Annotated in this window: 19 protein-coding genes; 2 read left to right on the forward strand and 17 right to left on the reverse strand. The window is 69.9% G+C overall.

What is annotated here, in order from left to right:
- Positions 1 to 12: 12 nt before the first annotated feature.
- The 11 genes from J7654_RS05225 to J7654_RS05270 all read right to left on the reverse strand — a co-directional run bounded on the left by J7654_RS05225 (position 13) and on the right by J7654_RS05270 (position 14,067).
- Positions 13 to 1,104, reverse strand: coding sequence for a phosphotransferase (locus J7654_RS05225; RefSeq protein ID WP_209738808.1), 1,092 nt, complete (start codon positions 1,102 to 1,104; stop codon positions 13 to 15).
- Entirely contained in the window at positions 1,101 to 2,528 is a 1,428-nt protein-coding gene (locus J7654_RS05230) for an amidase (RefSeq protein ID WP_209738810.1), read from the reverse strand. The genes J7654_RS05225 and J7654_RS05230 overlap by 4 nt, the downstream gene beginning before the upstream one ends.
- An 11-nt stretch (positions 2,529 to 2,539) precedes the next feature.
- The gene (locus J7654_RS05235; protein WP_209738812.1) at positions 2,540 to 3,877 is read right to left on the reverse strand and encodes an aspartate aminotransferase family protein; all 1,338 of its coding nucleotides are present in this window, start codon (positions 3,875 to 3,877) and stop codon (positions 2,540 to 2,542) included.
- 38 nt (positions 3,878 to 3,915) lie between these two features.
- The gene (locus J7654_RS18295) at positions 3,916 to 5,541 is read right to left on the reverse strand and encodes an ABC transporter ATP-binding protein (protein WP_245195657.1); all 1,626 of its coding nucleotides are present in this window, start codon (positions 5,539 to 5,541) and stop codon (positions 3,916 to 3,918) included.
- A gap of 5 nt (positions 5,542 to 5,546) precedes the next feature.
- On the reverse strand, positions 5,547 to 6,386 hold the full coding sequence (locus J7654_RS18300) for an ABC transporter permease (RefSeq protein WP_245195659.1): 840 nt from the start codon (positions 6,384 to 6,386) through the stop codon (positions 5,547 to 5,549).
- Complete coding sequence (locus J7654_RS05245; protein WP_209738815.1) at positions 6,386 to 7,354, reverse strand: ABC transporter permease; 969 nt, start codon at positions 7,352 to 7,354, stop codon at positions 6,386 to 6,388. The genes J7654_RS18300 and J7654_RS05245 overlap by 1 nt, the downstream gene beginning before the upstream one ends.
- 57 nt (positions 7,355 to 7,411) lie before the next feature.
- Positions 7,412 to 8,965 carry an ABC transporter substrate-binding protein gene (locus J7654_RS05250; RefSeq protein ID WP_209738817.1) on the reverse strand — a complete coding sequence of 518 codons (1,554 nt, stop codon included), beginning with the start codon at positions 8,963 to 8,965 and terminating at the stop codon, positions 7,412 to 7,414.
- 378 nt (positions 8,966 to 9,343) lie between these two features.
- Entirely contained in the window at positions 9,344 to 10,594 is a 1,251-nt protein-coding gene (locus J7654_RS05255) for an NAD(P)/FAD-dependent oxidoreductase (protein ID WP_209738819.1), read from the reverse strand.
- Between the two features lie 16 nt (positions 10,595 to 10,610).
- Positions 10,611 to 10,955 (reverse strand): RidA family protein, encoded by a 345-nt coding sequence (locus J7654_RS05260; RefSeq protein ID WP_209738821.1) that lies wholly within the window; start codon positions 10,953 to 10,955, stop codon positions 10,611 to 10,613.
- A gap of 24 nt (positions 10,956 to 10,979) precedes the next feature.
- Entirely contained in the window at positions 10,980 to 12,470 is a 1,491-nt protein-coding gene (locus J7654_RS05265) for an amidase (protein ID WP_209738823.1), read from the reverse strand.
- Positions 12,471 to 12,477: 7 nt separating this feature from the next.
- A complete protein-coding gene (locus J7654_RS05270) occupies positions 12,478 to 14,067 on the reverse strand; it encodes an ABC transporter substrate-binding protein (protein WP_209738825.1) in 1,590 nt (529 codons plus the stop codon).
- A gap of 201 nt (positions 14,068 to 14,268) precedes the next feature.
- Between J7654_RS05270 and J7654_RS05275 the strand changes: the two genes are divergently transcribed.
- Positions 14,269 to 15,174 (forward strand): LysR family transcriptional regulator, encoded by a 906-nt coding sequence (locus J7654_RS05275; protein WP_209738827.1) that lies wholly within the window; start codon positions 14,269 to 14,271, stop codon positions 15,172 to 15,174.
- A 17-nt stretch (positions 15,175 to 15,191) separates the two neighbouring features.
- Here the strand turns inward: J7654_RS05275 and J7654_RS05280 are convergent, their stop codons facing one another.
- The 6 genes from J7654_RS05280 to J7654_RS05305 form a co-directional block, all read right to left on the reverse strand.
- On the reverse strand, positions 15,192 to 16,352 hold the full coding sequence (locus J7654_RS05280; protein WP_209738829.1) for a M20 aminoacylase family protein: 1,161 nt from the start codon (positions 16,350 to 16,352) through the stop codon (positions 15,192 to 15,194).
- A 17-nt stretch (positions 16,353 to 16,369) separates the two neighbouring features.
- A complete protein-coding gene (locus tag J7654_RS05285; protein WP_209738831.1) occupies positions 16,370 to 17,878 on the reverse strand; it encodes a M81 family metallopeptidase in 1,509 nt (502 codons plus the stop codon).
- Positions 17,875 to 19,536, reverse strand: coding sequence for a dipeptide ABC transporter ATP-binding protein (locus J7654_RS05290; RefSeq protein ID WP_209738833.1), 1,662 nt, complete (start codon positions 19,534 to 19,536; stop codon positions 17,875 to 17,877). Before J7654_RS05290 ends, J7654_RS05285 begins: the two co-directional genes overlap by 4 nt.
- Positions 19,537 to 19,539: 3 nt before the next feature.
- Complete coding sequence (locus J7654_RS05295) at positions 19,540 to 20,409, reverse strand: ABC transporter permease (protein ID WP_209738835.1); 870 nt, start codon at positions 20,407 to 20,409, stop codon at positions 19,540 to 19,542.
- On the reverse strand, positions 20,409 to 21,350 hold the full coding sequence (locus J7654_RS05300) for an ABC transporter permease (protein WP_209738837.1): 942 nt from the start codon (positions 21,348 to 21,350) through the stop codon (positions 20,409 to 20,411). Before J7654_RS05300 ends, J7654_RS05295 begins: the two co-directional genes overlap by 1 nt.
- A gap of 64 nt (positions 21,351 to 21,414) precedes the next feature.
- Positions 21,415 to 23,007 carry an ABC transporter substrate-binding protein gene (locus J7654_RS05305; RefSeq protein WP_209738839.1) on the reverse strand — a complete coding sequence of 531 codons (1,593 nt, stop codon included), beginning with the start codon at positions 23,005 to 23,007 and terminating at the stop codon, positions 21,415 to 21,417.
- Between the two features lie 167 nt (positions 23,008 to 23,174).
- Between J7654_RS05305 and J7654_RS05310 the strand changes: the two genes are divergently transcribed.
- A complete protein-coding gene (locus J7654_RS05310) occupies positions 23,175 to 23,963 on the forward strand; it encodes an IclR family transcriptional regulator (protein ID WP_209738840.1) in 789 nt (262 codons plus the stop codon).
- Positions 23,964 to 23,971 lie beyond the last annotated feature (8 nt).

The raw sequence follows: 23,971 nt of genomic DNA on the forward strand, positions 1-23,971 counted from the left end.
GGCTCCTTCCTCTCAAGCCTGGCAGGCGCTTGCGATGCGCGCCGAGGCCTCGCCCGGCGCATAGGCGGCAAAGGCGCGGAGCTGCGCGCGCACGGAAGGGCTGTTGCGCAGGATGTAGTCCGCGCGCTCCGGGAGGCGGTCCGCCCGCCATTGCGTCACCAGAAGGCGCATGGCCATGCGGGTGAGGATGGCGGTGGGAAGGAGCGCGATCTCCTCCTCCGACAGGGGGTTGAGCGCGCCGTGGCCCGAGAGGAAGGGCAGCGCCGCGGCCAGCGGATCGTCTCCCCCTTCGCCGAGCTGGTAGGCGGCCGCCACCGCCACATCGCAGACGACGGGCGTGCGCAGCATGTCGCCGAAATCGATGATCCCCGCGATGCGCTCCGGCGCGGCCGGGTCGACGAGGATATTGTCCTTGTTGAAGTCGTTATGCGCCATCTGCCGGGGCAGGGCGGCAAGGCGCGGCGCGAGGCGGGCGTCGAAGGCGTCGAGGATCTCGGTGAGAAGCGCGCGCTCGGTCTCGTCCCGCACGAGCGGCAGCACCGCGCGCAGGAGGCCGGCGCGCGCCATGTCCCAGCTCGTCTCGTGATCCTCGGCCGGATGGCGGAAATCGGCCAGCGCGCCTTGCAGGCGTGCCAGCACCTCGCCCACGGCGCGCGCCTGGGCGGGCGAGGGCTCTGTCTCCTTCTGGGCAAGCCCGGGCGTGAAGTCCGTCAGGCGCACCGTGCGCTCCTCGCCGCCCAGCCCGATCCGGAAATCCGCCCGCCCCGCCCGCGTGCGGACGACGCGCTGCACCGGCAGCTCCGGCGCGCGCGCCTCCACATGCAGGAGCGCGAGCGTGTGCATGGACGAGACCCCGGCGCTTTCGCCCGGATGCAGGATCTTGAGGAAGAAACGGCCGCCATCGGCCGCATCGAGGCGGAAATTGGCGTCCTTCTCGCCGATGAGCGGCGTTGCCCTGCCCGTGATGCCGTAATGGCGCGCGGCGATTTCCTCCGCCGTTTCGGGCGCGACGGAGCCGCCCGCCACGGAGAGGCCGGCGCCGATGGCCTCCGGCGCTTCCCGCCTCCGGGGCGCTTCGCCCGGCGTGGTCATGGCAAGGTTCATGCGCGCGCGTGAAGGTTCGGCCGGTCCGGCACCGCCTCGGGGAAGGAGCGCTGGTAGGCCCCGGCAAGGCGCAGCACCGTCTCGTCGCGAAAGCGCGCGGCGACGAACTGGAGGCCGATCGGGAGGCCCTCTCCATCGAAGCCGCAGGGCACGGAGACGGCCGGCTGGCCCGTCATGTTGAACGGGTAGGTGAAGGGGCTCCAGTCGGTCCAGTCGCTCATGCCCTGCCCTTCGGGGAAATCGATGCCGGCGGGCAGCGCGGTGATGGGCATGGTGGGCGTCATCAGCGCGTCGTAGCGGGTGTGGAAATGGGCCATCGTCACCTTCAGCCGCGCGCGCACCTCCTCGGCGAGCAGGAGATCGCGGGCTGAGAAGCCACGCCCCTTCTCGGCGATGGCGATGAGGCCGGGGTCCATCTCGGCCTTTTGCGCCTCCGTGGGCGCGATGCGGTCCACGGTCAGCGACTCGGCGGCGAACCACAGGGTGCGCAGCGCCTCCAGTGGGTTTTCGAAGCCGGGATCGGCCTCCTCCACGATGGCGCCCATCTCGGAGAGGCGTGTCGCCGCGCGCTCCACCGCCGCCGCCACCTCGGGCGCGACGCCGGCATAGCCGAGCGTGCGGCTGTAGCCGATGCGCAGGCCCTCGACCGAACCCCGGGCCGCCCCGCTCCAGTCCGGCAGGTCGGGAGGGCAGGCACCGTAGAGCGCGTCCGGCGAGGGGCCGGCGACGGCATGGAGGAACAGCGCGGCCTCCTCCACCGTGCGATTGAGCGGGCCGCGATGGGCCAGCTCCATCAGGGGCGAGGGGGCATCCGCCGGCACCCAGCCGAACGTGGGCTTGATGCCGAAGACGCCGCAGAAGGCGCCGGGAATGCGGATCGAGCCCGCTCCGTCCGAGCCCTCGTGCAGGACGCCCATGTTGAGCGCCGCCGCCACGGCCGCCCCGCCCGAGGAGCCGCCCGAGGCCCGGTCCGAGCGCCACGGATTCACCGTGTTGCCGAAGGCCGGCCCGTGAGTGACGCCCTTCCAGCCGATTTCCGGCGAGGTGGTGGTGCCGAGAATCACCGCGCCCGCCGCGCGCAGCCGCTTCACGATCAGAATCTCGTGGGTGGCCGGCTCCTTGTTGCCCAGTTTCGAGCCGCGCCGCCACGGAATGCCGATGACCGGCGTCAGTTCCTTGATCGTGGCGGGCGCGCCGTCGAGCGGCCCCAGCGCCTCGCCCTTCCGCCAGCGCTCCTGCGATTGCCGCGCCGCTTCCAGCGCAAGCTCCGGCACGACATGGGCGAAGGCGTTGACCTCACCGTTGAAGCGCTCGATGCGCGCGAGGGCGGCCTCGGCCGCTTCCACCGGCGAGGCGGCGCCCTTGGCGAAGAGGGCCGAAAGCTCCGGCGCGCTCATCTCTCCCAGGTCGGTCTTGGCGCTCATGGCTCGGTCCTTCAGGCTGCGATCTTGTCGAGGGCGCGGGCGAGGGCGTCGAACATGGCGTTCACCTCCTCGTCCGTGATGATCAACGGGGGGCAGAGGCAGAAGGCATCCCCGATGGAGCGGCCGATCAGCCCCTCTTCCAGCGCCGCCTCGGCCAGCGCCGCGCCGGCCGCGCCCGGCGTCTCGCGCGGCTTCAGCTCCAGCGCGCCGATCAGCCCGACGCCGCGAAAGCCCTTGCCGAGCGGATGCTGCGACAATTCCGCCAGCCGGCGCAGGAAGAGCGGGGAGCGCTCGCGGCAATTGCCGACGAGATCGCGCTCCTCGATGATCTTCAGGTTCTCCAGCCCCACCGCCGTCGCCACGGGATGGCCCGAGGCGGTGAAGCCGTGGCCGAAGGTGCCCAGGCGCTCCGATTCGCGCGCGATGGGCTCGTAGAAGCTCTCGTTCATCAGGATGGCGGACAAGGGCAGGTAGGAGGAGGAAAGCTGCTTGGACAGCACCATCACGTCCGGCTCGATGCCGTAGGTCTGCGATCCGAACATCTGCCCGGTGCGCCCGAAGCCGCAGATCACCTCGTCGGCCACCAGCAGCACGTCGTATTTCCTGAGAACCGCCTGGATCTCCTGCCAGTAGCCCTCCGGGGGCACGAAGACGCCGCCGGAGGCCATCACCGGCTCGCCGAAGAAGGCGGCCACCGTGTCCGGCCCCTCCTCCAGGATCAGCTTTTCCAGTTCGGCCGCCATGCGCCCGGAGAAGTCGCGCTCGCTCTCGCCGGGGAGCGCCGTGCCGGCATAGTCGGGGCACAGCGTGTGGCGCATCTGCGGCAGCGGCAGGTCGAAGGACTGGTGGTTGCGCGGCAGGCCGGTGATGGAGCCGGCGGCGATGGTGACGCCGTGATAGCCCTTCTGGCGGCCGATGATCTTCTTCTTTTCCGGCTTGCCGAGCGCGTTGGAGCGATACCAGCAGAGCTTGACGACGAGGTCGTTGGCCTCCGAGCCCGAGGAGGTGAAATGCACCTTGGACATGGGCACGGGGGCCATGTGGACGAGCTTCTCGGCCAGCTCCACCGAGGGGCCGTGCGTCTTGCCGGAGAAGATGTGGTAATAGGGCAGCTTGTCCATCTGCGCCTTGGCGACATCCGAAAGGCGCTTCTCGCCGAAGCCCACGGCCACCGACCAGAGCCCCGCCAGCCCCTCGATGTAGCGCTTGCCGGAATTGTCGAAGACATAGACGCCCTCGCCGCGCTCGATCACGAGCCCGCCGGTCTTCTCGTAGGCCTTCAGGTCCACCAGCGGGTGGAGCTGGTAGGCTGCGTCTCGGGCTTCGATGGAATTGGGAAGGGCGCTCATGGGGGTGTCCATCTCGATCTTCGGGAAAAGGGGGCGTGTCACCCGGCGGCCATCTCGGCCTTCGCGCCGGGAATGGCCGCCAGGAGGCTTCGTGTATAGGCGGCTTGGGGCGCGCTGAAAATCTGGGCGCTGGGTCCGATCTCCACCATCTCGCCCTTCTGCATCACCATCACCCTGTCGCAGATCTGCGCCGCCACGCGCAGATCGTGGGTGATGAAGATCAGCGACAGGCCCAGCTCGGCCTTCAATTCGGCCAGGAGGTCCAGCACCTGCGCCTGGATCGACACGTCGAGGGCGGAGACCGCCTCGTCGGCCACGATGATCTCGGGCTTGAGCGCGAGCGCCCGCGCGATGCCGATGCGCTGGCGCTGGCCGCCGGAGAATTCGTGCGGAAAGCGCGCGGCCGCCGAGGCGTCGAGGCCGACGCGCTCCAGAAGCGCCCCCGCCTCGGCAAGGGCGGTTTGCGCATCCACGCCGTAGGCGATGGGGCCGTCCGCGATGGTGCGCCCGACGCGGATGCGCGGGTTGAGCGAGCCGTAGGGGTCCTGGAAGATCATCTGGATGCGCCGGCGCGCCGCGTGCAGCGCCCGGCCTTTCAGATGCGCCATGTCCTTGCCCCCCAGCATCACCTTGCCGGTATCGGGGTCCTGAAGCCGCACCAGGCAGCGCCCGACCGAGGACTTGCCCGAGCCGCTTTCGCCCACGATGCCCAGCGTCTCGCCGCGCGAAAGGGTGAAGGAGACGTGCCTGACCGCCTCCACCGCGCGGGCTTTCGTAAAAAGGCCGCCGCCGATGCGGTAGGTCTTGCCGAGTCCCTCGACGGCGAGCACCGGCTCGCCCTCGATCGCGCCCGCCGCGCGCCCCCCGGACATGGAGGGAATGGCGGCGATGAGCTTTTGCGTATAGGCGTGGCGCGGGCGCCGCAGCACCTCTTGCGCCGGGCCTTCCTCCACCACCCGGCCCTTCTCCATCACCGCAACATGGTCGGCGATCTCGGCCACCACGCCGAAATCATGGGTGATGAACATCACCGCCATGCCGCGCTGTTCCTGCAATTGCCGGATGAGCTTGAGGATCTGCGCCTGCGTCGTCACGTCGAGGGCGGTGGTGGGCTCGTCGGCGATCAGCACCTCCGGCTCCAGCACCAGCGCCATGGCGATCATCACGCGCTGGCGCTGGCCGCCCGAGAGCTGGAACGGGTAGGAGGCCGCCGCGCGGGGCGGATCGGGCAGGCCGACCTCGGCGAGAAGCCGCAGCGCTTGCGCGCGCCGCTCCTTCGGGGTCAGGAGGCCGTGCGCCTCGAACACTTCCGCGATCTGGTCCTCCACCCGCATCAGGGGGTTGAGAGCGGTCATCGGCTCCTGGAAGATCATCGCCACGCGGCGCCCGCGCACATCGTAGAGCGCGGATTCGTCGAGCCTCAGAAGGTCCTCGCCGCCCAGGAGGATGCGCCCGCCGGCGGGCTCCACCCCCTCGGGCAGAAGGCCCATCATGGCGTTGGCCGACATCGACTTGCCGGAGCCGCTTTCGCCCACCACGCACAGGATCTCGCCCGCGCGCAGCGTCAGCGAGACGCGGTCCACCGCATAGGCGCGGTCCGCGCCCGGCGGCAGGGCGATGGAGAGCTTGTCGATGAGGACGACGGGGGCGGGGGATGATGCCATGGTCCTCACCGCCCTTTCTTCGACAGGCGCGGGTTGAGCGCGTCGTTCAGCCCCTCGCCGATGAGGTTGAGGGCGAGCACCGTGAGGAGGATGGCGATGCCGGGGAAGAAGCTGACCCACCAGGCCTGGCGGATCACCGTGCGCCCCGCGCCGATCACATAGCCCCAGGACATGATGTTCGGATCGCCCAGCCCCATGAAGGAGAGCGCGCTTTCCAGAAGGATCGCGGCAGCCACCATCATGGTCGCCATCACGATGATGGGCGAAAGCGTGTTGGGCAGGATCTGGCGCCAGATGATGGTGGCGTGGGACTGGCCCGACAGCGTGGCCGCCTCCACGAATTCGCGCGAGCGAAGCGACATGACCTCGCCGCGCAGGAGGCGCGCCACCGGGGGCCAGCTCACGATCGCGATGGCGATGACGATGGAGATGAGGCTCGGCTGGAAGATCGCCACCAGCACCACGGCGAGCGCAAAGCTCGGCACGCTCTGGAAGAATTCGGTGAAGCGCATCAGGGCATCGTCCACCCAGCCGCCGAAATAGCCCGCCAGCGCCCCCACCGGAATGCCGATGAGGAGGGAGACCAGCGTGGAGACGAGGCCGACGAGAAGCGAGACCCGCGCGCCATGGGCGATGGCCGAGGCGATGTCGCGGCCCATCGTGTCGGTGCCCAGCAGAAAGCCGGGATTGTCGAAGGGCGGCAGGAAGGGGCGCTGCACCATGGCCCAGGGCGAGCGCGGGAACAGAAGGGGGGCGGCAGCGGCGAGGAGGAGCACCAGCGCCAGCACGCAAAGCCCGATCAGCGCGCCGCGATTGCGGGAGAAATTCGCCCAGAACTCCCGCATCACGACACCCGGATGCGCGGATCGACGATGCGGTAGAGCACATCGGTGATCAGGTTGAAGAGGAGCACCATGGCCGAGGAGACCACGAAAACCCCCAGAAGCAGGTTGTAGTCGCGCTGCGACAGGGCCTCGAACATCAGCCGCCCGATGCCCGGCCAGGCGAAGACCGTCTCGATCAGCACCGCGCCGCCCACGAGCTGCCCGGCCTGCACGCCCGCCAGCGTCACCACCGGCAATATGGCGTTGCGCAGCACATGGCGGCGCTGGATGACGCCCGGCCGCAGGCCCTTGGCGCGCGCGGTGCGCACGAAATCCTGCCGGCCGACCTCCAGCATGGAGGCGCGCGTGATGCGCACATAGACGGCCATGAAGAACAGGCCGAGCGTGGTGGCCGGCAGCACCAGGTGCCGGGCGATATCGGCCACGCGCGCAAGGCCCGTATAGCCGGAGCCGACGCTCTCATAGCCGAAGCCCGGCAGCCAGCCGAGCTGCACGGAGAACAGCACCACCGCCATCAGCGCCAGCCAGAAGAGGGGTGTGGCGTAGAAGAGCAGCGCGAAGGCCGAGATCAGCGAATCCGAGATGCGCCCCTGCCGCGACGCCGCCAGGGCGCCCGCCATGACGCCGAGCACCAGTGAGATGGCGAAGGCCGTGCCGGAGAGAAGCAGCGTGGCCGGCAGCCGGTCCCAGATGAGCTGGGCGACGGGCAGGCCCTGCCGGTAGGAGTAGCCCAGATCGAGCGTGGCGATGTGCGAGAGATAGACGAGGAGCTGCACCGGCAAGGGCTTGTCGAGGCCGAAGCGCTCGCGAAGCTGCTGGAGATAGGCCTCGTCCGCATCCCCCGCCTCCCCCGCCATCACGGCGGCTGGGTCGCCGGGCGCGGCGTGGATCAGGAAGAAGTTGAAGATGGTGATGCACAGGAGAATGATCACCGCCTTCACCAGGCGGGCGAGAACGAAGCGAAGCATCGCGCGGGTCCTGATCCGGGGACGGGAAGAAGGAGGGGCGGCGCCGGCCGATGCGGCCTATTGCCGGATCCAGGCGTCGCGCATGGAATCGTTCAGGCCGTTGGCCGTGGTGATGATGTCCTGGAACTGGCAATTGTAGATGGTCGGGAAGCCGAGATCGAGCAGCCAGGCCACGGGAACCTCTTCCTGGACGATCGCCTGCACCTCGTCGTAGAGCGCCTGGCGCCGCTCGGCCGGGAAGGCGGTCGCGGCCTCGGCGAAGAGCTCGTCCACCCGGGGGTTGGAATAGCCCTCCACATTGTTCCACGGGTTGCCCTGCTGGATCTGGGAGGAGATGTAGTTGCGCTCCACGCCCAGCGCCGGGTCGGCGTTCTGGAACAGGAAGGTGAAGGCGAGGTCGTAGTCCCAGTTGGAGACGCGCTGGTTCCAGCCCGCGACGTCGCTCGCCTCGATCTCCACCGGGATGCCGACCTCCTGGAGGTTCTGGCGCACCGCCTCGGCCCAGCGCTGCCACGTCTCGCCATAGGGCAGGGGCAGGAGGCGCAGCGGCGTGCCGTCATAACCCATCTCGTCCAGAAGCGCGCGCGCCCGGTCCGGGTCGTGGGGATATTGCGGCTCGACCTCCGAATGGAAGGGCGTGGTGCCCGCGATGGGGCCGGTCGCCACCTTGCCGAGCCCGTTCCACAGGACGTCGAGCGCGAATTGCCGGTCCATCGCGTACATGATCGCCTGCCGGAAGCGCACATCGTCCATGGGCGGCGTGCGGTTGTTGATCCAGATCCAGGACAGGGGCGAGTCGAACTCGCGACCCTTGTCGGACACGCAGGTGTTGTCGAGCGCGGAAAGGCGCGGCACGTCGAAATTCTCCACCGAGCCGCCGGGCAGGATGTCGACCTCGCCCGTCTCGTAGGCCACCGCCCGCGAGGCACCGTCCGGGATCACATGGTAGAACAGCTCGTCGAGATAGGGCTTGCCCTCGATGTAATAGTCCTCGTTCTTCACGAGGCGGATGCTGCTGCCGCGGTTCCAGTTGTCGAACTTGAACGGGCCGGTGCCGATCGGCCGGTCGTTGGCCGGGTTGGTGGCATAGTCGGTGCCCTCGTAGACGTGCCTCGGCACCATCGGCATGACCCAGAAGGCGAAGGAGCGGATCAGCGGCTCGAAGGGCTCCTTCAGGCGGAAGATGACGCTGTGCTCGTCCGGCGCCTCGACGCTTTCCACCCGCGCCATGGTGTTGCGGTGGCGCGACTGGGTTTCCACCAGGAAGTCGTTGGCGCTGAAGAGCACGTCCGCCGAGGTGAAGGGCTCGCCGTCATGCCAGGTGACGCCCTCCTGGAGGCGGAACGTGTAGGTCAGCCCGTCCTCGGAGACGTCCCACTCGCGGGCGAGCGAGGGCAGGGGCTGAAGGTTCTCGTCATAGCGCAGGAGCCCCTCGTAGATCTGCCCGGCGACGAGCTGGACGGGGGCGTTGGTGAGAAGGCCGAGCATGAGGCCCGGCGGCTCGGGCTGCACCACGAGGTCGGCCCGCCCGCCGGGCGTCGGCGTTTCCTGCGCCAGGGCGGAGGAGGCGAAAAGGGTGGCGGCAAGGGCGATCAGCAGGGTTCGCGGCATCGGTCTTCCTTTTGGGGATGAAGGCCAGGCATTCGGGACACGCCTGCCTCGCGCGGCGGCCTCCCGAAACTGTTCATGCGCTACCGGTATATCGGTATAACAGTAATCCCGAGGCGCGCTGTCAAGCGGAAATGATGATTTTATCATCTCTCCGAAATCTGCCTGTTTTCAGGTCATTGATCGGGCGGCGAAGCTCCTTCGGCGAAGCGGGCGCGTTCGATCTTTCGGACAGGGCGAGGGCCTGTGGCTCGGCGCGCAGGCGCGGGACGGTCCGGGCGGCTCGCCATCGACCCGGATCGTCGGGCCGGCTCGATCGCGGCAGTCGCATCGGGCGGGGGCGTGCCCCGGTGCCCGGGTTCCGGCTTCGCTTGAAGCAGCTCAGGCGCGCGATCCGGCGAACCGGCCGGGTGAATAGGGCGTCGGATCGACATAGGGCGTCTGCCCGGACATCATCTCGGCCAGCAGCCGGGCGGTGGCCGGGCCGAGGGTGAAGCCCTGATGGGCGTGGCCGAAATGGAACCAGAGCCCCTTGTGGCGCGGGGCGGGGCCGATCACCGGCAGCATGTCCGGCGTGCAGGGGCGCGCACCCAGCCACGGCTCGGCCTCCACGGCCTCGCCGAGCGGGACGAGCTGGCGCGCGATCCTCTCCGCCCCCGCCGACTGCACGGGCGTGGCGGGTGCCGTGTGGGCGGCGAACTCGGCCCCCGTGGTGATGCGCAGGCCCCGCTCCATCGGCGCCATGAGGAAGCCGTTCTGCGCGTCGAGAAGCGGCACGTTGAGGCTCGGCGCCGTGCGGTAATGGCGGTGGTAGCCGCGCTTGACGAAGAGCGGCAGGCGGTAGCCGAGGGCGCGCGTCGCCTCGTCCGCCCAGGGGCCGAGGGCCAGCACGACCTCGCCCGCGCGCACCGGCCCGTCGGCGCATCGCACCTCCCAGCCGGCGCCCTGCGGGCGAAGGCTGCGGGCATCGCCGCGCAGGAACGTGCCGCCCTCGGCCTCGAACAGGGCGGCGTAGAGGCCCACCAGCGCGCCCGGGTCGCGCACCGACCAGGAATCTAGCCAGTGGACGGCCCCGGCGAGCGGCCGCAGAAGCGCCGGCTCTGCCGCCTGGAGCTGCGCCCCGTCGAGGATCGCGCATTCCAGCCCGTATTCGCCGACGATCCGCTCGGCGTCGCGCGCCTCCCGCTCGAAGGCGGCGGTGTCGCGAAAGCCGAAGCGCAGCCCCTCGCGGCGCACCAGATGCTCCGCGCCCGCCTGCGCGATCAAGGGCGCGTGCTCGGCGATGGAATGCTCGATGAGCCGGGCATGGGCCGCCGCGAGAGGGCGGTAGCGCCCGGGCGAGGAGGAGAGCCAGTAGCGCAGGAAGCGCGGGAACAGGGCCGGCAGGGCGCGCGCATGGTAGTGCACGTCCAGCCCGCCCTTGCGCGCCGCCCTGAAGAGGCTCGGAAGGTCGCGCGGGAAGCCGTAGGGCTCCACCGCCTCGCGCTGGATGATGCCCGCATTGCCGTAGGAGGTTTCCTCACCGGGGCCGCGCCGGTCGACCAGGACGACCGAACGCCCTTGGCGCCGGAGCTGGAGGGCGGTGGAGACGCCGACCATGCCGGCGCCGAGGACGATGACATCGGCGTCCATCGGACCGCCCTCCTTCTCAGGCGCGGCTCTGCGCCGTGACGGTGATCTCGATCCGCGCCTCGGCCACCAGCCCCGCGATGACCGTGGTGCGGGTGGGGAAGGGATCGGCGAAATGGCGCCGGTAGACCTCGTTGAAGCCGGCGAAATCGCCCTTCTCCGTCAGGTAGACGGCAACGGACACGACATCGGCCAGCGTCAGCCCCTCGGAGGCGAGGGTCGCGGAAATGCGCTGGAGCGTCAGCTCGGTCTGCGCCTCGATGCCCTCGGGCACCGAGCCGTCCCCGGTAAAGGGCAGTTCGCCGGAGAGGAACACGAAGTCGCCGGCGCGGCGGACCTTGGAAAGCGGCAGGGGAGAGGACATGCGAACTCCTGATGGGCGGTGCGGTCAGCCGAAGCCGTAGAAATCGTCCGATTGCGACAAGGGCGGCGCATGGCGCAAGGATTCGATATCGGGGCGGGGGCGCGCAAGGGCCGGGTCGCCCGCGAGATGCGCTTCCAACTCCTGCGCGAAAGCGAGGGTGGAAAGGTCCTCGCCGCGCCGCCCCACGATCTGGAGGCCGAAGGGCATGCCCTTCTCGTCCAGCCCCACCGGGATGGTGACGGAGGGGTGGCCCGCGAGGGTGGAGGCGTAGGCCATGGAGAGCCAGTGATAATAGCTCGCGGTCGCCCGCCCGTCGATCTGCGCCGGGTAGAGCTCGTGCCAGTCGCGCGGGCTGATGGTGACGGCGGGCGAGAGGATGAAGTCGTGCGCCTCGAAGAAGGCCTGCCAGCGCCGGTGAAGCGCTCCCTGCCCTTCCAGCGCGCGCACCACGTCCAGCGCGCTGTAGCGCTCGCCCTCCTCCACATTGGCGCGCACATTCGGCCCCACCTTGTCCGGGTGGGCTTCCAGCAGCCGGCGGTGCTGGCCGTTGAAAAGCAGCGCGCGCAGGATGGCGAAGATCTCGTCCGCCCCCTCGCAGTCGGGATGATCGCGGCTGGCGCGCGCGAAGACGTGGGAGAAGCGCGAGACCTTCTCCTCGAAGGCGCGCGAGACGATCCCCTCCGTCAGGGTGAAGCCGAAATCCACGGTGAGGGCGACGCGCGCCGAGGACAGGTCGAAGGCGGGAAGGCGGCCGAAGGCCGCCGCCTCGTGATGCGTGCGCCCTTCGACCACCGAGACCCAAGGGTCGCGACGGTCCGGGCGGATCATCGCCGAGAGCATCAGGCCCGCATCCTCCACCGAGCGCGCCATCGGCCCGCTGGTGGAGAGCGGCAGGAGCGACATGGCGCGGGCATGGCCGGGCACCACGCCCGGCGAGGGCCGGAAGCCCACGATGCCGCAGAAGGCGGCCGGGTTGCGCAGGCTTCCGCCCGTGTCGGAGCCCGTGGCGAGCGGGGCCATGCCGCAGGCGAGCGCGGCGGCCGAGCCGCCCGAGGAGCCCGCCGCCGAGCGCGAGGGATCGAACGGATTGCCCGTCGCCCCGTAGACGCTGTTGCGCGTGTTGCCGCCCGCGCTCCATTCCGGGTTGTTGGCCTTGCCCATCACCAGCGCGCCGGCCCCGCGAAGCTGCGCCACCATCGGGTCGTCGCCCCTGGCCACGTTCTGCGCGAAGATCGGGCTGCCATAGGTGGTCGGCAGGCCGGCCACGTCCGCCATGTCCTTCACCGCCAGCGGCAGGCCGTGGAGCGGGCCCAGCGCCTCGCCCGCCATCACGGCCGCTTCCGCGCGCCGCGCGCCTTCGCGCAGCCCCTCCAGGTCGAGGGCGACGAGGGCGTTGACGGCGGGGTTCACGCCTTGCGTGCGCTCGATGCAGCTTTCGGCCAGCTCCACCGGCGACAGCGCCTTGCGGGCGATGAGGCGGCGCGCCTGATGCGCGCCGAGATCGCAGGGTTCCATGGGGATGCTACTCGCTCTTGGTCAGGTTCCAGAAGGCGGGCACGGGCCCCTCGATCAGCCCGTCCAGGGCCGGCCCCCAGGCGGTCACGTTCTTGAACTGGCCGAGCGGCACCATGATCACCTGCTCCATCACATGGGCCTGCACGGCCTCGGCGGCGGCCACGCGCGCCTCCTCGCTCTGCGCCATGGCGAAGTCGATGCGCAGGGCCTCCAGCTCGGGGTCGGTCGGCCAGCCGAACCAGCTCCCCTCCGTTCCCGTGGCGGTCAGGTACATGTTGATGATAGGGTTGGACAGGCTGTCCACATTGGCGTTGGTGAAGAACATGTTCCAGCCGCCCTCGGAGGGTGCGCCCTGGCTGGCGCGGCGCGAGACGAGCGTCTGCCAGTCCATCGGCTCCAGCCGCACCTCGAAGCCGGCGCGGCGCAGCGCGTCGGCCGCCACCATCGGCTGGGCGGCCAGCGTCGCGACGTCCGTCGGCTGGAGCAGGACGACCGGGGTGCCGTCGTAGCCCGCGGCCTCCAGCGCGGCGCGCGCCGCCTCCACGTCTCCGCCCTCCGTCAGCGTCCGCGCGCCCGTCTGCGAGGCGAAGGGCGTGCCGCAGCCGAAGATCGCCCCGCACACCTCGTAATAGCGCGGATCGCCGATCAGGGCGGCCAGGACGTCCGGCTGGCCGAGCGCCATCAGCGCGGCGCGGCGGATCTCGACATTGTCGAACGGCGGATGCAGGAAGTTCATCCGCCCGCCCACCTGCATCCCGAGCGGCTCGAGAACCTCGATCGAGATGTCCTCCTGCGCCTCCAGGATGGGCAGGAGGTCGATGGGCGCGCGCTCGATATAGTCGATGTCGCCCGAGATCAGCGCGTTGAGCGAGGTCTGGGCGTCGGGCATGGCGATCCATTCCACGCGGTCGACATTCACCACCTTGCCGCCCGCCGTTCCCGAAGGCGGCTCGTCGCGGGGCACGTAGTCCTCGAACTTCTCGTAGACCACCTGCACGCCGGGCTGGAACTCGGCGTCGCTGAAGCGGAACGGGCCCGAGCCGATCTGCTCGGCGATGGTGTCGCCGGCCGGCGTCTCGGCCAGCCGCTGCGGCATCATGAAGGCGGGCACGGAGGACGGCTTGGCGAGCAGGTCCGGCACGGAGCCCAGAGGCTCTGACAGGCGGATGGAAAACTGCCGGTCGCCTTCCGCTTCGATCGCCTCGACATAGGCCATCATCACGCGCCCGCCGGCGTCGAATTGCGCCCACCGCTTCAGCGAGGCGACGCAGTCGGCGGCGGTAACGGGCGCGCCGTCGTGCCACAGAAGGCCCTCGCGCAGGGTGAAGCTGTAGGTGAGCCCGTCCTCGGACACCTCCCAGTCGGCCATCTGCGGCTTCGGCTGCAGGTTCTCGTCCACGCCCAGAAGCGTGTCGAAGACCATGTAGCCGTGGTTGCGGGTGATCGTGCCGGAACTGGCGATGGGGTCGAGGATGCGCAGGGCCGAATGCATCACCGCGCGCACCGTTCCCCCTTCCTGCGCCGAGAGCGGGGCGGGAGCGGCGCTGGCGAGGAGAAGCGCGGCGAGCGGCGCGAGGGGGCGGATCGCAAGGGTCATGTCGGGCACCTTTTCCGTGGCGGGAGGAGAGTGGGGAAGCGAACGGCCATGCCATCGCGCATTTCACGGCGAGGCGCCCGGGAGGGGCCGCTGCGAAGGGGCGACGGGGCAGAGTAGGAACGGTTTTCCCATTGTCGCCAGATCAATATTCGCAATAAGCTGTTGCCGTTCCGGCAATGAATGCAGAAAGGCGCAATCGCCATGGTCGCGTCTCGGGTGCTTCAGGACAGCGCGCTCGCCTATTTCCTGGCAGTGGTGCGCACGGGATCGGTGAACAAGGCCTCGGCCCGGCTGAACGTCGCGCCCTCGGCGATCAGCCGCCAGATCGCGCGGCTGGAGCGCGAGCTGGGCACGACGCTGTTCGAGCGGCGCCCGTCCGGCATGGTGCCGAGCGCCTCGGGCGAGCTTCTGGCCGTGCATGTGCGGCGCGCGCAGCTCGACGCCGAGCGCGTGGCCGGCGAGATCCGCGCGCTGGAAGGGCTGGAGCGGGGCATGGTGCGGCTGGCCAGCACCGAGGGGCTGGCGGAGGGCTTCCTGCCGCACCAGGTGCATCTCTTCCGCCAGCGCTATGCCGGCATCCATTTCGATCTGCGCATCGCCGCGGCGGGCGAGGTGACGCGGCTGGTGCGCGAGGGCGCGTGCGACATCGGCCTCACCTTCGGCCATGCGCCGGAACACGAGATCAGGATAGAGAAGCGCGTGAGGGCGCCGATCCACGTGGTGGCGGCGCCGGGCCATCCGCTGGCCGACAAGCGCAGCCTTTCGCTCTCCCAGCTCACGCCCTATCCGCTCGCGCTGCCGAGCCCGCAGACCTCGATCCGCCGCCTGTTCGACATCTCCTGCTCGCGGCAGGGCCTCGTCCTCAAGCCCGTCTTCACCAGCAACTACGCCACCGCCCTCATCAACTTCGCCGTGGAGGGAGGCGGGGTCGCCCTGTTCGGGGAACTGGCCGTGCGCCACCGCCAGGACCGCCAGCGCTTCGCCATCGTTCCCCTGCGCGACGAGGAGCTGCACGCGCGCACCATCGAGGTCCAGACCCTGGCCGGCCGCATCCTGCCCAAGGGCGTCAACGCCTTCCTGGACCAGTTGCGCCTCGCGGTGGATTAGCCGGGCGGGCTCGGGCCTCAGGCCGCCAGGCGTTTTTCCACGATGCGGGCAAGCACCGAGGCGCCGATGGGGAGGATGGCGTCGTCGAGAACGAAGGCGGGGTTGTGCACGGGCACGTCGCCGCCGTGGCCCACCCAGCAATAGGCGCCGGGCACGGCCTGCAGCATGTCGGCGAAGTCCTCCGAGCCGGTCACGGGCTTGCGCGCGGTCAGGACGCCGTCCGTGCCCACGATCTCGGCCGCGGCCTCCTGGAGATAGGCGGTCTGCTCCCCGGCATTGTCGAGGACGGTGAAGATCGGGCGCAGATCCACCGCGATCTCCACCTCGAAGCCGAGCGCCATGCCTTCGGCGATCTTCTCGATGCGCTCGTGCATCAGGTCGCGCACGCCATCGTCGAAATAGCGCAGCGTCCCGCTCATCTTCGCCTCGGCGGGAATGACGTTGTACGCCGAGCCCGATTCGATGCGCGTGATGGACAGGACCGCCGGCTCCATCGGCGTCACGTTGCGGCTCACCACCGATTGCAGGTTCTGCGCCAGCATGGTGGCGATCAGCACCGCGTCCTTCGAATTGTGCGGCTGCGCCCCGTGCGCGCCGCGCCCGCGGATATGGATGTCGAAGAAGGTCGCCCCGGCCATCGCCTTGCCGGGGAAGACGGCGACCTGGCCCAGCGCGTATTGCGGCGCGTTGTGCAGGCCGTAGACCTCGTCGCAGGGGAAGCGCTCGAACAGTCCGTCGGCCAGCATGGCGCGCGCGCCGCCGAGCCCTTCCTCGGCGGGCTGGAAGATGCACACGGCCGTGCCCGCGAAGTCGCGCGTCTCGGCGAGGTAACGCGCCGCGCCCAGAAGCATGGTGGTGTGCCCGTCATGCCCGCAGCCGTGGAAGCGGCCCGGCACGGTGGAGCGGTAGGGCAGGTTGGTCTCCTCGTCCATCGGCAGGGCGTCCATGTCGGCACGAAGGCCGATGCGCCGCGCGCCGGGGCGTTTGCCCTCGATCAGCGCGACGACGCCCGTGCCGCCCACGCCGCGATGGACGATGGCCCCCATCCCTTCCAGCGCTTCGGCCACGATGGCGCTGGTGCGGTGCTCCTCGAAGCCGATCTCGGGATGGGCGTGCAGATCGTGGCGGATGGCCTCCAGATCCCTGGCGAAGGCTTCGATGCGCGGAAGAACGGTCATGGGAAGGGTCCGGTTTGTCAGGCGGCGATGGCGCGCGGGGAAAGCCGCACGCCCTCCCGCAGATGTCGAAAGGGCAGGCTGGCCGGGTCGAGCGGCATGGGGCCGGGCGCGGTGGCCACGAGGATCGCGCTCGCGATGGGTTCGAAATCGGCGCGGAAATGCACCGAGGACTTCACGACGAGGATGCGCGCGCTCTCCGGCTCGATGCCCAGGAAGCGGAACATCTCGCGATCGGCCATCTGCGTCTTGTTCGAGGCCAGAACGACCCGCACGCCGCCGATGCGAAGAGAGGCCGAGGGGCCGAGGCGATGGCGCGCCCCGCCGTAGAAGGGTCCCAGGGCAACGAGATGACCGTCCGACAGGGCCTCCACGGTGAAGGTGCCCTCGAAGGGCGTGTCGCCCGCAATGGCCGAAAGCCCGCCGAGAGCGAGCGTGACCGTGGCGCCGACGCCGGCCTCGTGGGCCTTTCGCGCCGCCTCGGGATCGACGATCAGGCCGATGGCGGCGTTCTGGGCGCCCGCCTCCACCAGCGCGCGCAGCATGCCGGTGGTGTCTGAATTGCCGCCCGCGCCGGGATTGTCCTGCGTGTCGGCGATCACCACGGGACCGCTTGCGCCTTCGGCCAGGCGCATCGCCTCGCGCACGGCGGCGAGCGGTTCGTAGGCCCGGCCCGCGAAGGCGGTTTCGGCATCGGCCACCGCCCCGCCGAGGCGGTCCGCCGCCGCATCGGCAGCATCCTGCGTCGCGCCGTAGGCGACGACGCTCGGGCCGCAATCGGCGAAGTCGGCGGCCGGAAAACCGGGCAGGAAGGAGAGGGAGGCGATATCGCCGCCCTCCATCTCCTCCAGGAGCGCATAGAGAGAGCGGCAGGGTTCGAAGCCCGTGCCTTGCCATGCGATGGGGATGAGGAAGGGAAGCTGGCGGAACGCCTTGGCGAAGCGCTGGCCGGTAAGCAGCCGCGCCATCAGATTGGCCGCCCGCCGGCCCGTATCGGCCATGTCCACATGCGGATAGGTGCGGTAGGCGACGAGGCCGTCGGCCGCCTCCACCATGCGCCCGGTGACGTTGCCGTGCAGGTCGAGGCTGGAGACCACCGGCACGTCGGGCCCGACAAGGGCGCGCACGCGCGAAAGGATCTCGCCCTCGCCGTCCGGCAGGTGCTCGGCCACCACCGCCCCGTGCAGGTCGAGATAGACGCCCTCCACCGGCAGGGCCGCCTCGAGCCGCTGGAGAAGGTCGGCCGCGATGCGCTCGAAGGCGTCCCGCGTGACATGGGCGGAGGGGCTGGCCGCGCACCACAGGAGCGGGGCGAGCCGCCAGCCCCGGCCCCTCGCTTCCTCGATGAAGCCGAAGGCGCCGACATTGGTGTCGCGCACCGCCTCCACCAGCGCCTCGCCGGTGGCGAGCGCCGGCCAGCCGCCGCCGTGGAGGAAGGCTTCCATGCCGGCCTTGGTGGGCGCGAAGGTGTTGGTCTCGTGCAGGAAGCCGGCGATGGCGATCCGGGGGGCGATCGGCGGCGTCGTCATGACGGTGCGGTCTCCACGGGCGGCGCCCCGAGGGGGCGGAAGTTCGGGAAATCCCAGTGTCGGCCGGGCGCGGCCTCGAACAGGGCGCGCGTATAGGCTTCGGCCGGCGCGGTCAGCACGCGCGCGGCCTCGCCCTGCTCCACGATCCGGCCCTTCTGCATCACGATGATGTCGTCGCAGATCTGCGCGGCGACGCGAAGGTCGTGGGTGATGAAGAGGATGGCGACGCCGAGCCGCTCCTGGATGTCGGCCAGGAGGTCGAGCACCTGCGCCTGCACCGAGACGTCGAGCGCGGAGACGGCCTCGTCCGCGACGATGATCTCCGGCTCCATCGCCAGCGCCCTTGCGATGGCGATGCGCTGGCGCTGGCCGCCGGAGAATTCGTGCGGATGGCGCGTCACCGCGTCCGGCGGCAGGCCCACCAGATCGAGCAGCTCGCGCGCGCGCTTCAATGCCTCGGCTCGCGGCGTGCCGTAGTTCACCGGCCCCTCGATGATGCTCTCGCCGATGGGGATGCGCGGGTTGAGCGAGCGGTTGGGGTCCTGGAACACCATCTGGATATGGCGGCGATGCGGGCGCAGCGCGGCGCGCCCGAGGTCCGATATGTCCTCCCCCCGCACGCGGATGGCGCCGGAGGAGGGGTCCACGAGACGCATCACGCAGCGCGCCACGGTGGACTTGCCCGAGCCCGATTCGCCCACGATGCCGAGCGTGCGCCCGCGCTTCAGGGTGAAGCTGACCGCGTCGGCCGCCACCGTCTCCGCGCCCTTCCCGAACAGGGCGGGGCGGTGATAGCGCTTGGTCAGCTCGATGGTCTCCAGAACCGTGCGCTGGCTGGTCTCGGGCCGCGCCGGGCGGGGGCTGAGCGCGGGGACCGAGCGCAGGAGGTCCTGCGTGTAGGTCTCGCGCGGCTCGGCCAGGATGCGCTTGACCGGCCCTTCCTCCACCTGCCTGCCACGGCGCACCACCACGACGCGGTCGGCGATGTCGGCGACGACGCCCATGTCGTGGGTGATGAAGAGGACGGCGGTGCCGTGCTTCTCCTGAAGCTCGCGGATGAGAAGGAGGATCTGGGCCTGCGTCGTCACGTCGAGCGCGGTGGTCGGCTCGTCGGCGATGAGGAGCTTGGGCTGGAGGACGAGGGCCATCGCGATCATGATGCGCTGGCGCTGGCCGCCGGAAAGCTGGTGGGGATAGGAGCGGTAGACGCGCTCGATATCGGGCAGGTGCACCTTCTCCAGCATGTCGAGCACGCGGGCCCGGCGCTCGCCCGCCCCGAGGCGCGAATGGGTCTCCAGCACCTCCTCGATCTGGCGCCCGACCGTGAGCACCGGGTTCAGTGCCGTCATCGGCTCCTGGAAGATCATCGCCATGCGCGTGGCGCGCAGGCTGCGAAGATGCGCGCCGCTGGCGCCCGCCAGCTCCTCGCCGGCAAGGCGGATGGAGCCCGAGGCCATGCGCAGCGACTTCCTGGGCAGGAGGCCCATCACCGCAAGCGAGGTGACGGACTTGCCCGAGCCGCTTTCGCCCACGACGCAGAGCGTCTCGCCGGCCCTGACGTCGAGCGAGATGCTCTCCAGGATGGGGCGCCGGTCGTAGCCGATGGTTTCCACCACGAGGTCGCGCACGGACAGGATCGGCTCGGCGGTCTCGCTCATGGCTCAGGCCCTCCGCAGTTTCATGCGCGGGTCGAGAAGATCGCGGATCTTGTCGCCCAGGATGTTGATGGACAGGATGCACAGCGACAGGATGAGGCCGGGCCAGAAGATCAGCGAGGGCTTGATCTGGAAGTAGAGCCGGCCCTCCGACATGATGTTGCCCCAGGAGGGCGTCTCCGTGCCGATGCCCGCGCCGAGGAAGGAGAGGATCGCCTCGGTGAGGATGGCGGAGGCCGCGATATAGGTGCCCTGGATGATGAGCGGCGCCAGCGTGTTCGGCATCAGGTGCCGCACCATGATGCGCGGCAGCGAGGTGCCCAGCGCGATGGCCGCCTCCACGTAAGGCTCCTCGCGCGCGGACAGCACCACGGAGCGCACGAGGCGCACGACGCGCGGCACCTCGGGGATGGTGATGGCGATCATCACGGTGAGGATCGAGGAACCGGCGAGCGCCACCACCGCGATGGCGAGGAGAATGCCGGGGATGGCCATCAGCCCGTCCATGACGCGCATCAGCACCGCGTCCAGCCAGCGGAAGAAGCCGGAGAGGAGCCCGAGCGGCAGGCCGATGAGAAGCGCGATGGCCGCCGTGCCGACGCCGACGAGGAGCGAGGTGCGCGCCCCGTAGAGGATGCGCGAGAAGATGTCGCGGCCATAGGCGTCGGTGCCCAGGAGATAGGCCTCGCTCGACGACTGGAGGCGGTTCGCCGGCGACATGGCCACGGGGTCGTGCGTGGCCAGCCAGGGCGCCAGCAGCGCGGCGAGGACGACCACGATCAGGACGATCGCGGCGAGCAGCGGGGCGAGGGAGCCCGACAGCTTCGGCAGCAGGCGCGACAGGGGCGTGCCGGGTGTGTTGGCGGCGAGACTCATCAGTAACGGATCCTCGGGTCCAGCGCGGCGTAGGAGAGGTCGATCAGGAGGTTGATGAGGACGTAGACGAAGCTCGTGAGCAGGATCAGCGCCTGGATGACGGGATAGTCGCGCGCCAGGATCGCATCCACCGTGAGGCGCCCGAGGCCGGGAATGTTGAAGACGCTTTCGGTGACGACGACGCCCGAGATCATCAGCGCGAAGCCCGTTCCGATCACGGTGAGGATGGGCACCGCCGCGTTTCGCAGCGCGTGGCGGAAGAGCACCACGCGCTCCGGCAGGCCCTTGGCGTGGGCCGTCCTCACATAGTCCTCCCCCAGGACGTCGAGCATGGCCGCGCGCGTCATGCGCGCGATCAGCGCGACATAGATGGAGGAGAGGGTGAAGGCCGGCAGGACGATGGTGCGCAGGAACGGCACCGGCCCCTCGGAGATGGGGCGAAAGCCCTGCACCGGCAGCCAGCGCAGCTCGTTGGCGAAGAGCTGGATCAGGAGATAGCCGACCACGAAGACCGGCACGGAGAAGCCGAGGACGGTGGCGGCGGAGACGAAATTGTCGAGCAGCCCGCCATGGCGCCAGGCGGCGAGGACGCCGAGCGGCACGGCGATGACCACGGTGAGGATGATGGAGGTGACGGCCAGCGAGATCGTCGGCTCCAGCCGCTGCTGGATCAGCGTCGAGACCGGCGTGCGCGAGATGAGCGAGGTGCCCAGATCGCCCGACAGGAACTGCCCGATCCAGGTGAAGAACTGCACCACCAGGGGCTCGTCGAGCCCCAGCCGGGCGCGGATGTCGGCGAGCTGCTGGGGGGTGGCCATGTCGCCGGCGATGATCGCCGCCGGGTCGCCGCCCGCAAGCCGCAGGAGCGCGAACACGAAGACCGCGACGACGAGGAGAACGGGGATGGCCGCCACGAGACGGCGCAGAACATAGGCGATCATCGTCTGCATCCAGGTGAGGGAAGGGCGGGCGCCTGTCGCGCCCGCCGGGAGCGGCCGGAGCCGGCTACTGCGACTTCGTGAGGTTCCAGAAGACCGGCGCGGGCGAGGGAAGGACGTTGCCGATGGCGCTTGTCCAGGCACTCGGGGAGCGGTACTCGCCGAGCGGAACGTAGATGACGTTCTCCAGCGCGTGGGTCTGGATGCGCGTGGCGATTTCCAGGCGCGCCTCGTCCGTCTCGGCCGCGGCGAACTCCCGGCGCATGTCGTCCAGCGCCGCGTCGTCCGGCCAGCCGAACCAGCCGTCCTCGCGCCCCGCCCCGCCCAGCATCGGGTTGACCACCGGGTTCCAGATCTCGGGGACCACCCAGTTGGTGAAGAACATGTTCCAGCCGCCGTTCGCCGGCAGCTCCTGGCTGGCGCGGCGCGTCACCACGCTCTGCCAGTCCATCGGCTGCATGTCGACGTTGAAGCCGGCCGCGCGCAGCGACTGGGCGGCGACGACGGGCTGGGCCGAGACCGTCGCCACGTCCGTGGGCTGGAGAAGCACCACGGGCGTGCCGTCATATCCGGCCTCCTCCAGCATCGCGCGCGCCCGCTCCGTGTCGCCCGAGGCGATGAGCGACGGGTCTGGCTCGGTGGCCAGCGGCGTGCCGCAGCCGTAGAAGGAGCCGCAGACATTGTAGTAATCGGGATTGCCGATGAAGGCCGCCAGCGTCTCCTCCTGGCTGAGCGCGGTGAGCGCGGCGCGGCGGATCGCCGGATCGTCGAAGGGCGGATGGAGGAAGTTCATCCGCCCCATGGTCTGCCCGCCCAGTTCGTTGACCACGGAGACGGTCAGCTCGGGATTGGTCTCCAGGATGGGCAGGAGGTCGAGGGGGACCTGCTCGATGAAGTCGATCTCCCCGCCCATCAGCGCGTTCATGGAGGTCTGCGCGTCGGGCATCGCCACCCAGACGACGCGGTCCACGTTCACCACCTTGCCGCCGGCGGTCCAGCTCGCCGGCTCCTCGCGCGGCACATACGCCTCGAACTTCTCGTAGACGGCCTGCACGCCCGGCTGGAACTCGTCCACCATGAAGCGGAAGGGGCCGGAGCCGACATGTTCCTCGATGGCCTCGCTCGCGGGCGTGGCGGCGATGCGCGCGGGCATCATGAAGGCGGGCACGGACGAGGGCTTGGCCAGAAGCTCGGCCACATAGGTGAAGGGCTCGGAAAGCGTCAGGACGATCACGTCGTCGCCCTCGGCCTCCAGGCTCTGCGTGTGCTCCATCAGCATCTGCCCGCCGAGGTCGCGCTCCGCCCACCGCTCCAGCGACGCGACGCAGTCGGCGGCGGTGACCGGCGTGCCGTCATGCCAGGTCAGGCCCTCGCGCAGGGTGAAGCGATAGACGAGGCCGTCCTCGGAGACCTCCCATTCGGCCATCTGCGGCTGCGGCTGGTAGTTCTCGTCCATGCCCAGCAGCGTGTCGTAGATCATGTAGCCATGGTTCCGCGTGATGTGCGCGGTGGTGATGATCGGGTCGAGGATGCGGATGGCCGAATGCATGACCGCGCGCACCTCCTGCGCGCCCGCCGGCTGGATGCCGGCGAAGGGCAGCAGGGCCGCGAGCGCGCCGGCGGCGAGGAGAGCGCGACGGAAGTTGGGGGCGACGGGCATTGAAGGGCTCTCCGGTTTTCGGGTGGCGGACGCAGGTTGCATCCGCTTCCCTGAGGGTCCATAGTGTATCGCAATACGATACGAGAGGTCGCATAATGCATCGATCCTCATGCATGTCCAAATCGACGTCAAGTCTCTTGAGAGATTAAAAAACAGGCAGTCTGCCCATGGCGGAGGATGAAGCGGGCGAGAGCGCGACGGGCGCGCCCCTGGCGGGGCGACTCTTCGTCTCCTCGCTGGAGAAGGCGATGCGCGTTCTGGCGGCCTTCGGGGAGGAGCGGCCGGAGATGGCCCTGCGCGATTTGTCGGAGGCTGCGGGGTTGGACAAAAGCGCCACGCAGCGTTTTGCGGCGACCTTCCACCAGCTCGGCTATCTGGAGAAGGACAGGGTGACGCGCCGCTTCCGCCCTTCGGTGCGCTTCATGGAACTGGCCAACGCCTATCTGTGGGCCGACCCCATGGTGCGCTCGGCCATGCCGCGGCTGATCGACCTGCACCAGTCGCTGGGCGAGACGGTCAATCTCGCCCGGCTCGACGGGCAGGACATCGTCTACCTGGTGCGCCTGCCGAGCGCGCGCACGAGCTTTCCCGCGATGATTCCCGGGCGGCGCGTGCCCGCGCTCAATACGGCGAGCGGCTGCGTCATGCTGGGCTGCCGCGCCCCGGGCGAGCGGGCCAGCGCGGTCGCTTCATGGCGGGTTCGCCGCTTCACCTCCCTCACTCTGATGGACCGCGCGCTGCTGGCCGAGCGCGTGGAGCGCGCCTCGCGCGAGCGCGTCGCCGTCACCGTCAACCAGCTCATGCTCAACGAGGTGAGCGCCGCGGTGCCGCTCCAGGCGCCCGATGGCGGCCTCTACGCCGTGCACTGCTCGCTCTCGGGAACGCTGTGGACCGAGGAGCGCGCGCGCGCCGAGATCATCCCGCATCTGCAGGATGTCGCCAACGCGCTCGCCTGAGGGCCGGG

It is taken from the genome of Aureimonas populi, from assembly GCF_017815515.1.
Taxonomy (GTDB): Bacteria; Pseudomonadota; Alphaproteobacteria; order Rhizobiales; family Rhizobiaceae; genus Aureimonas; species Aureimonas populi.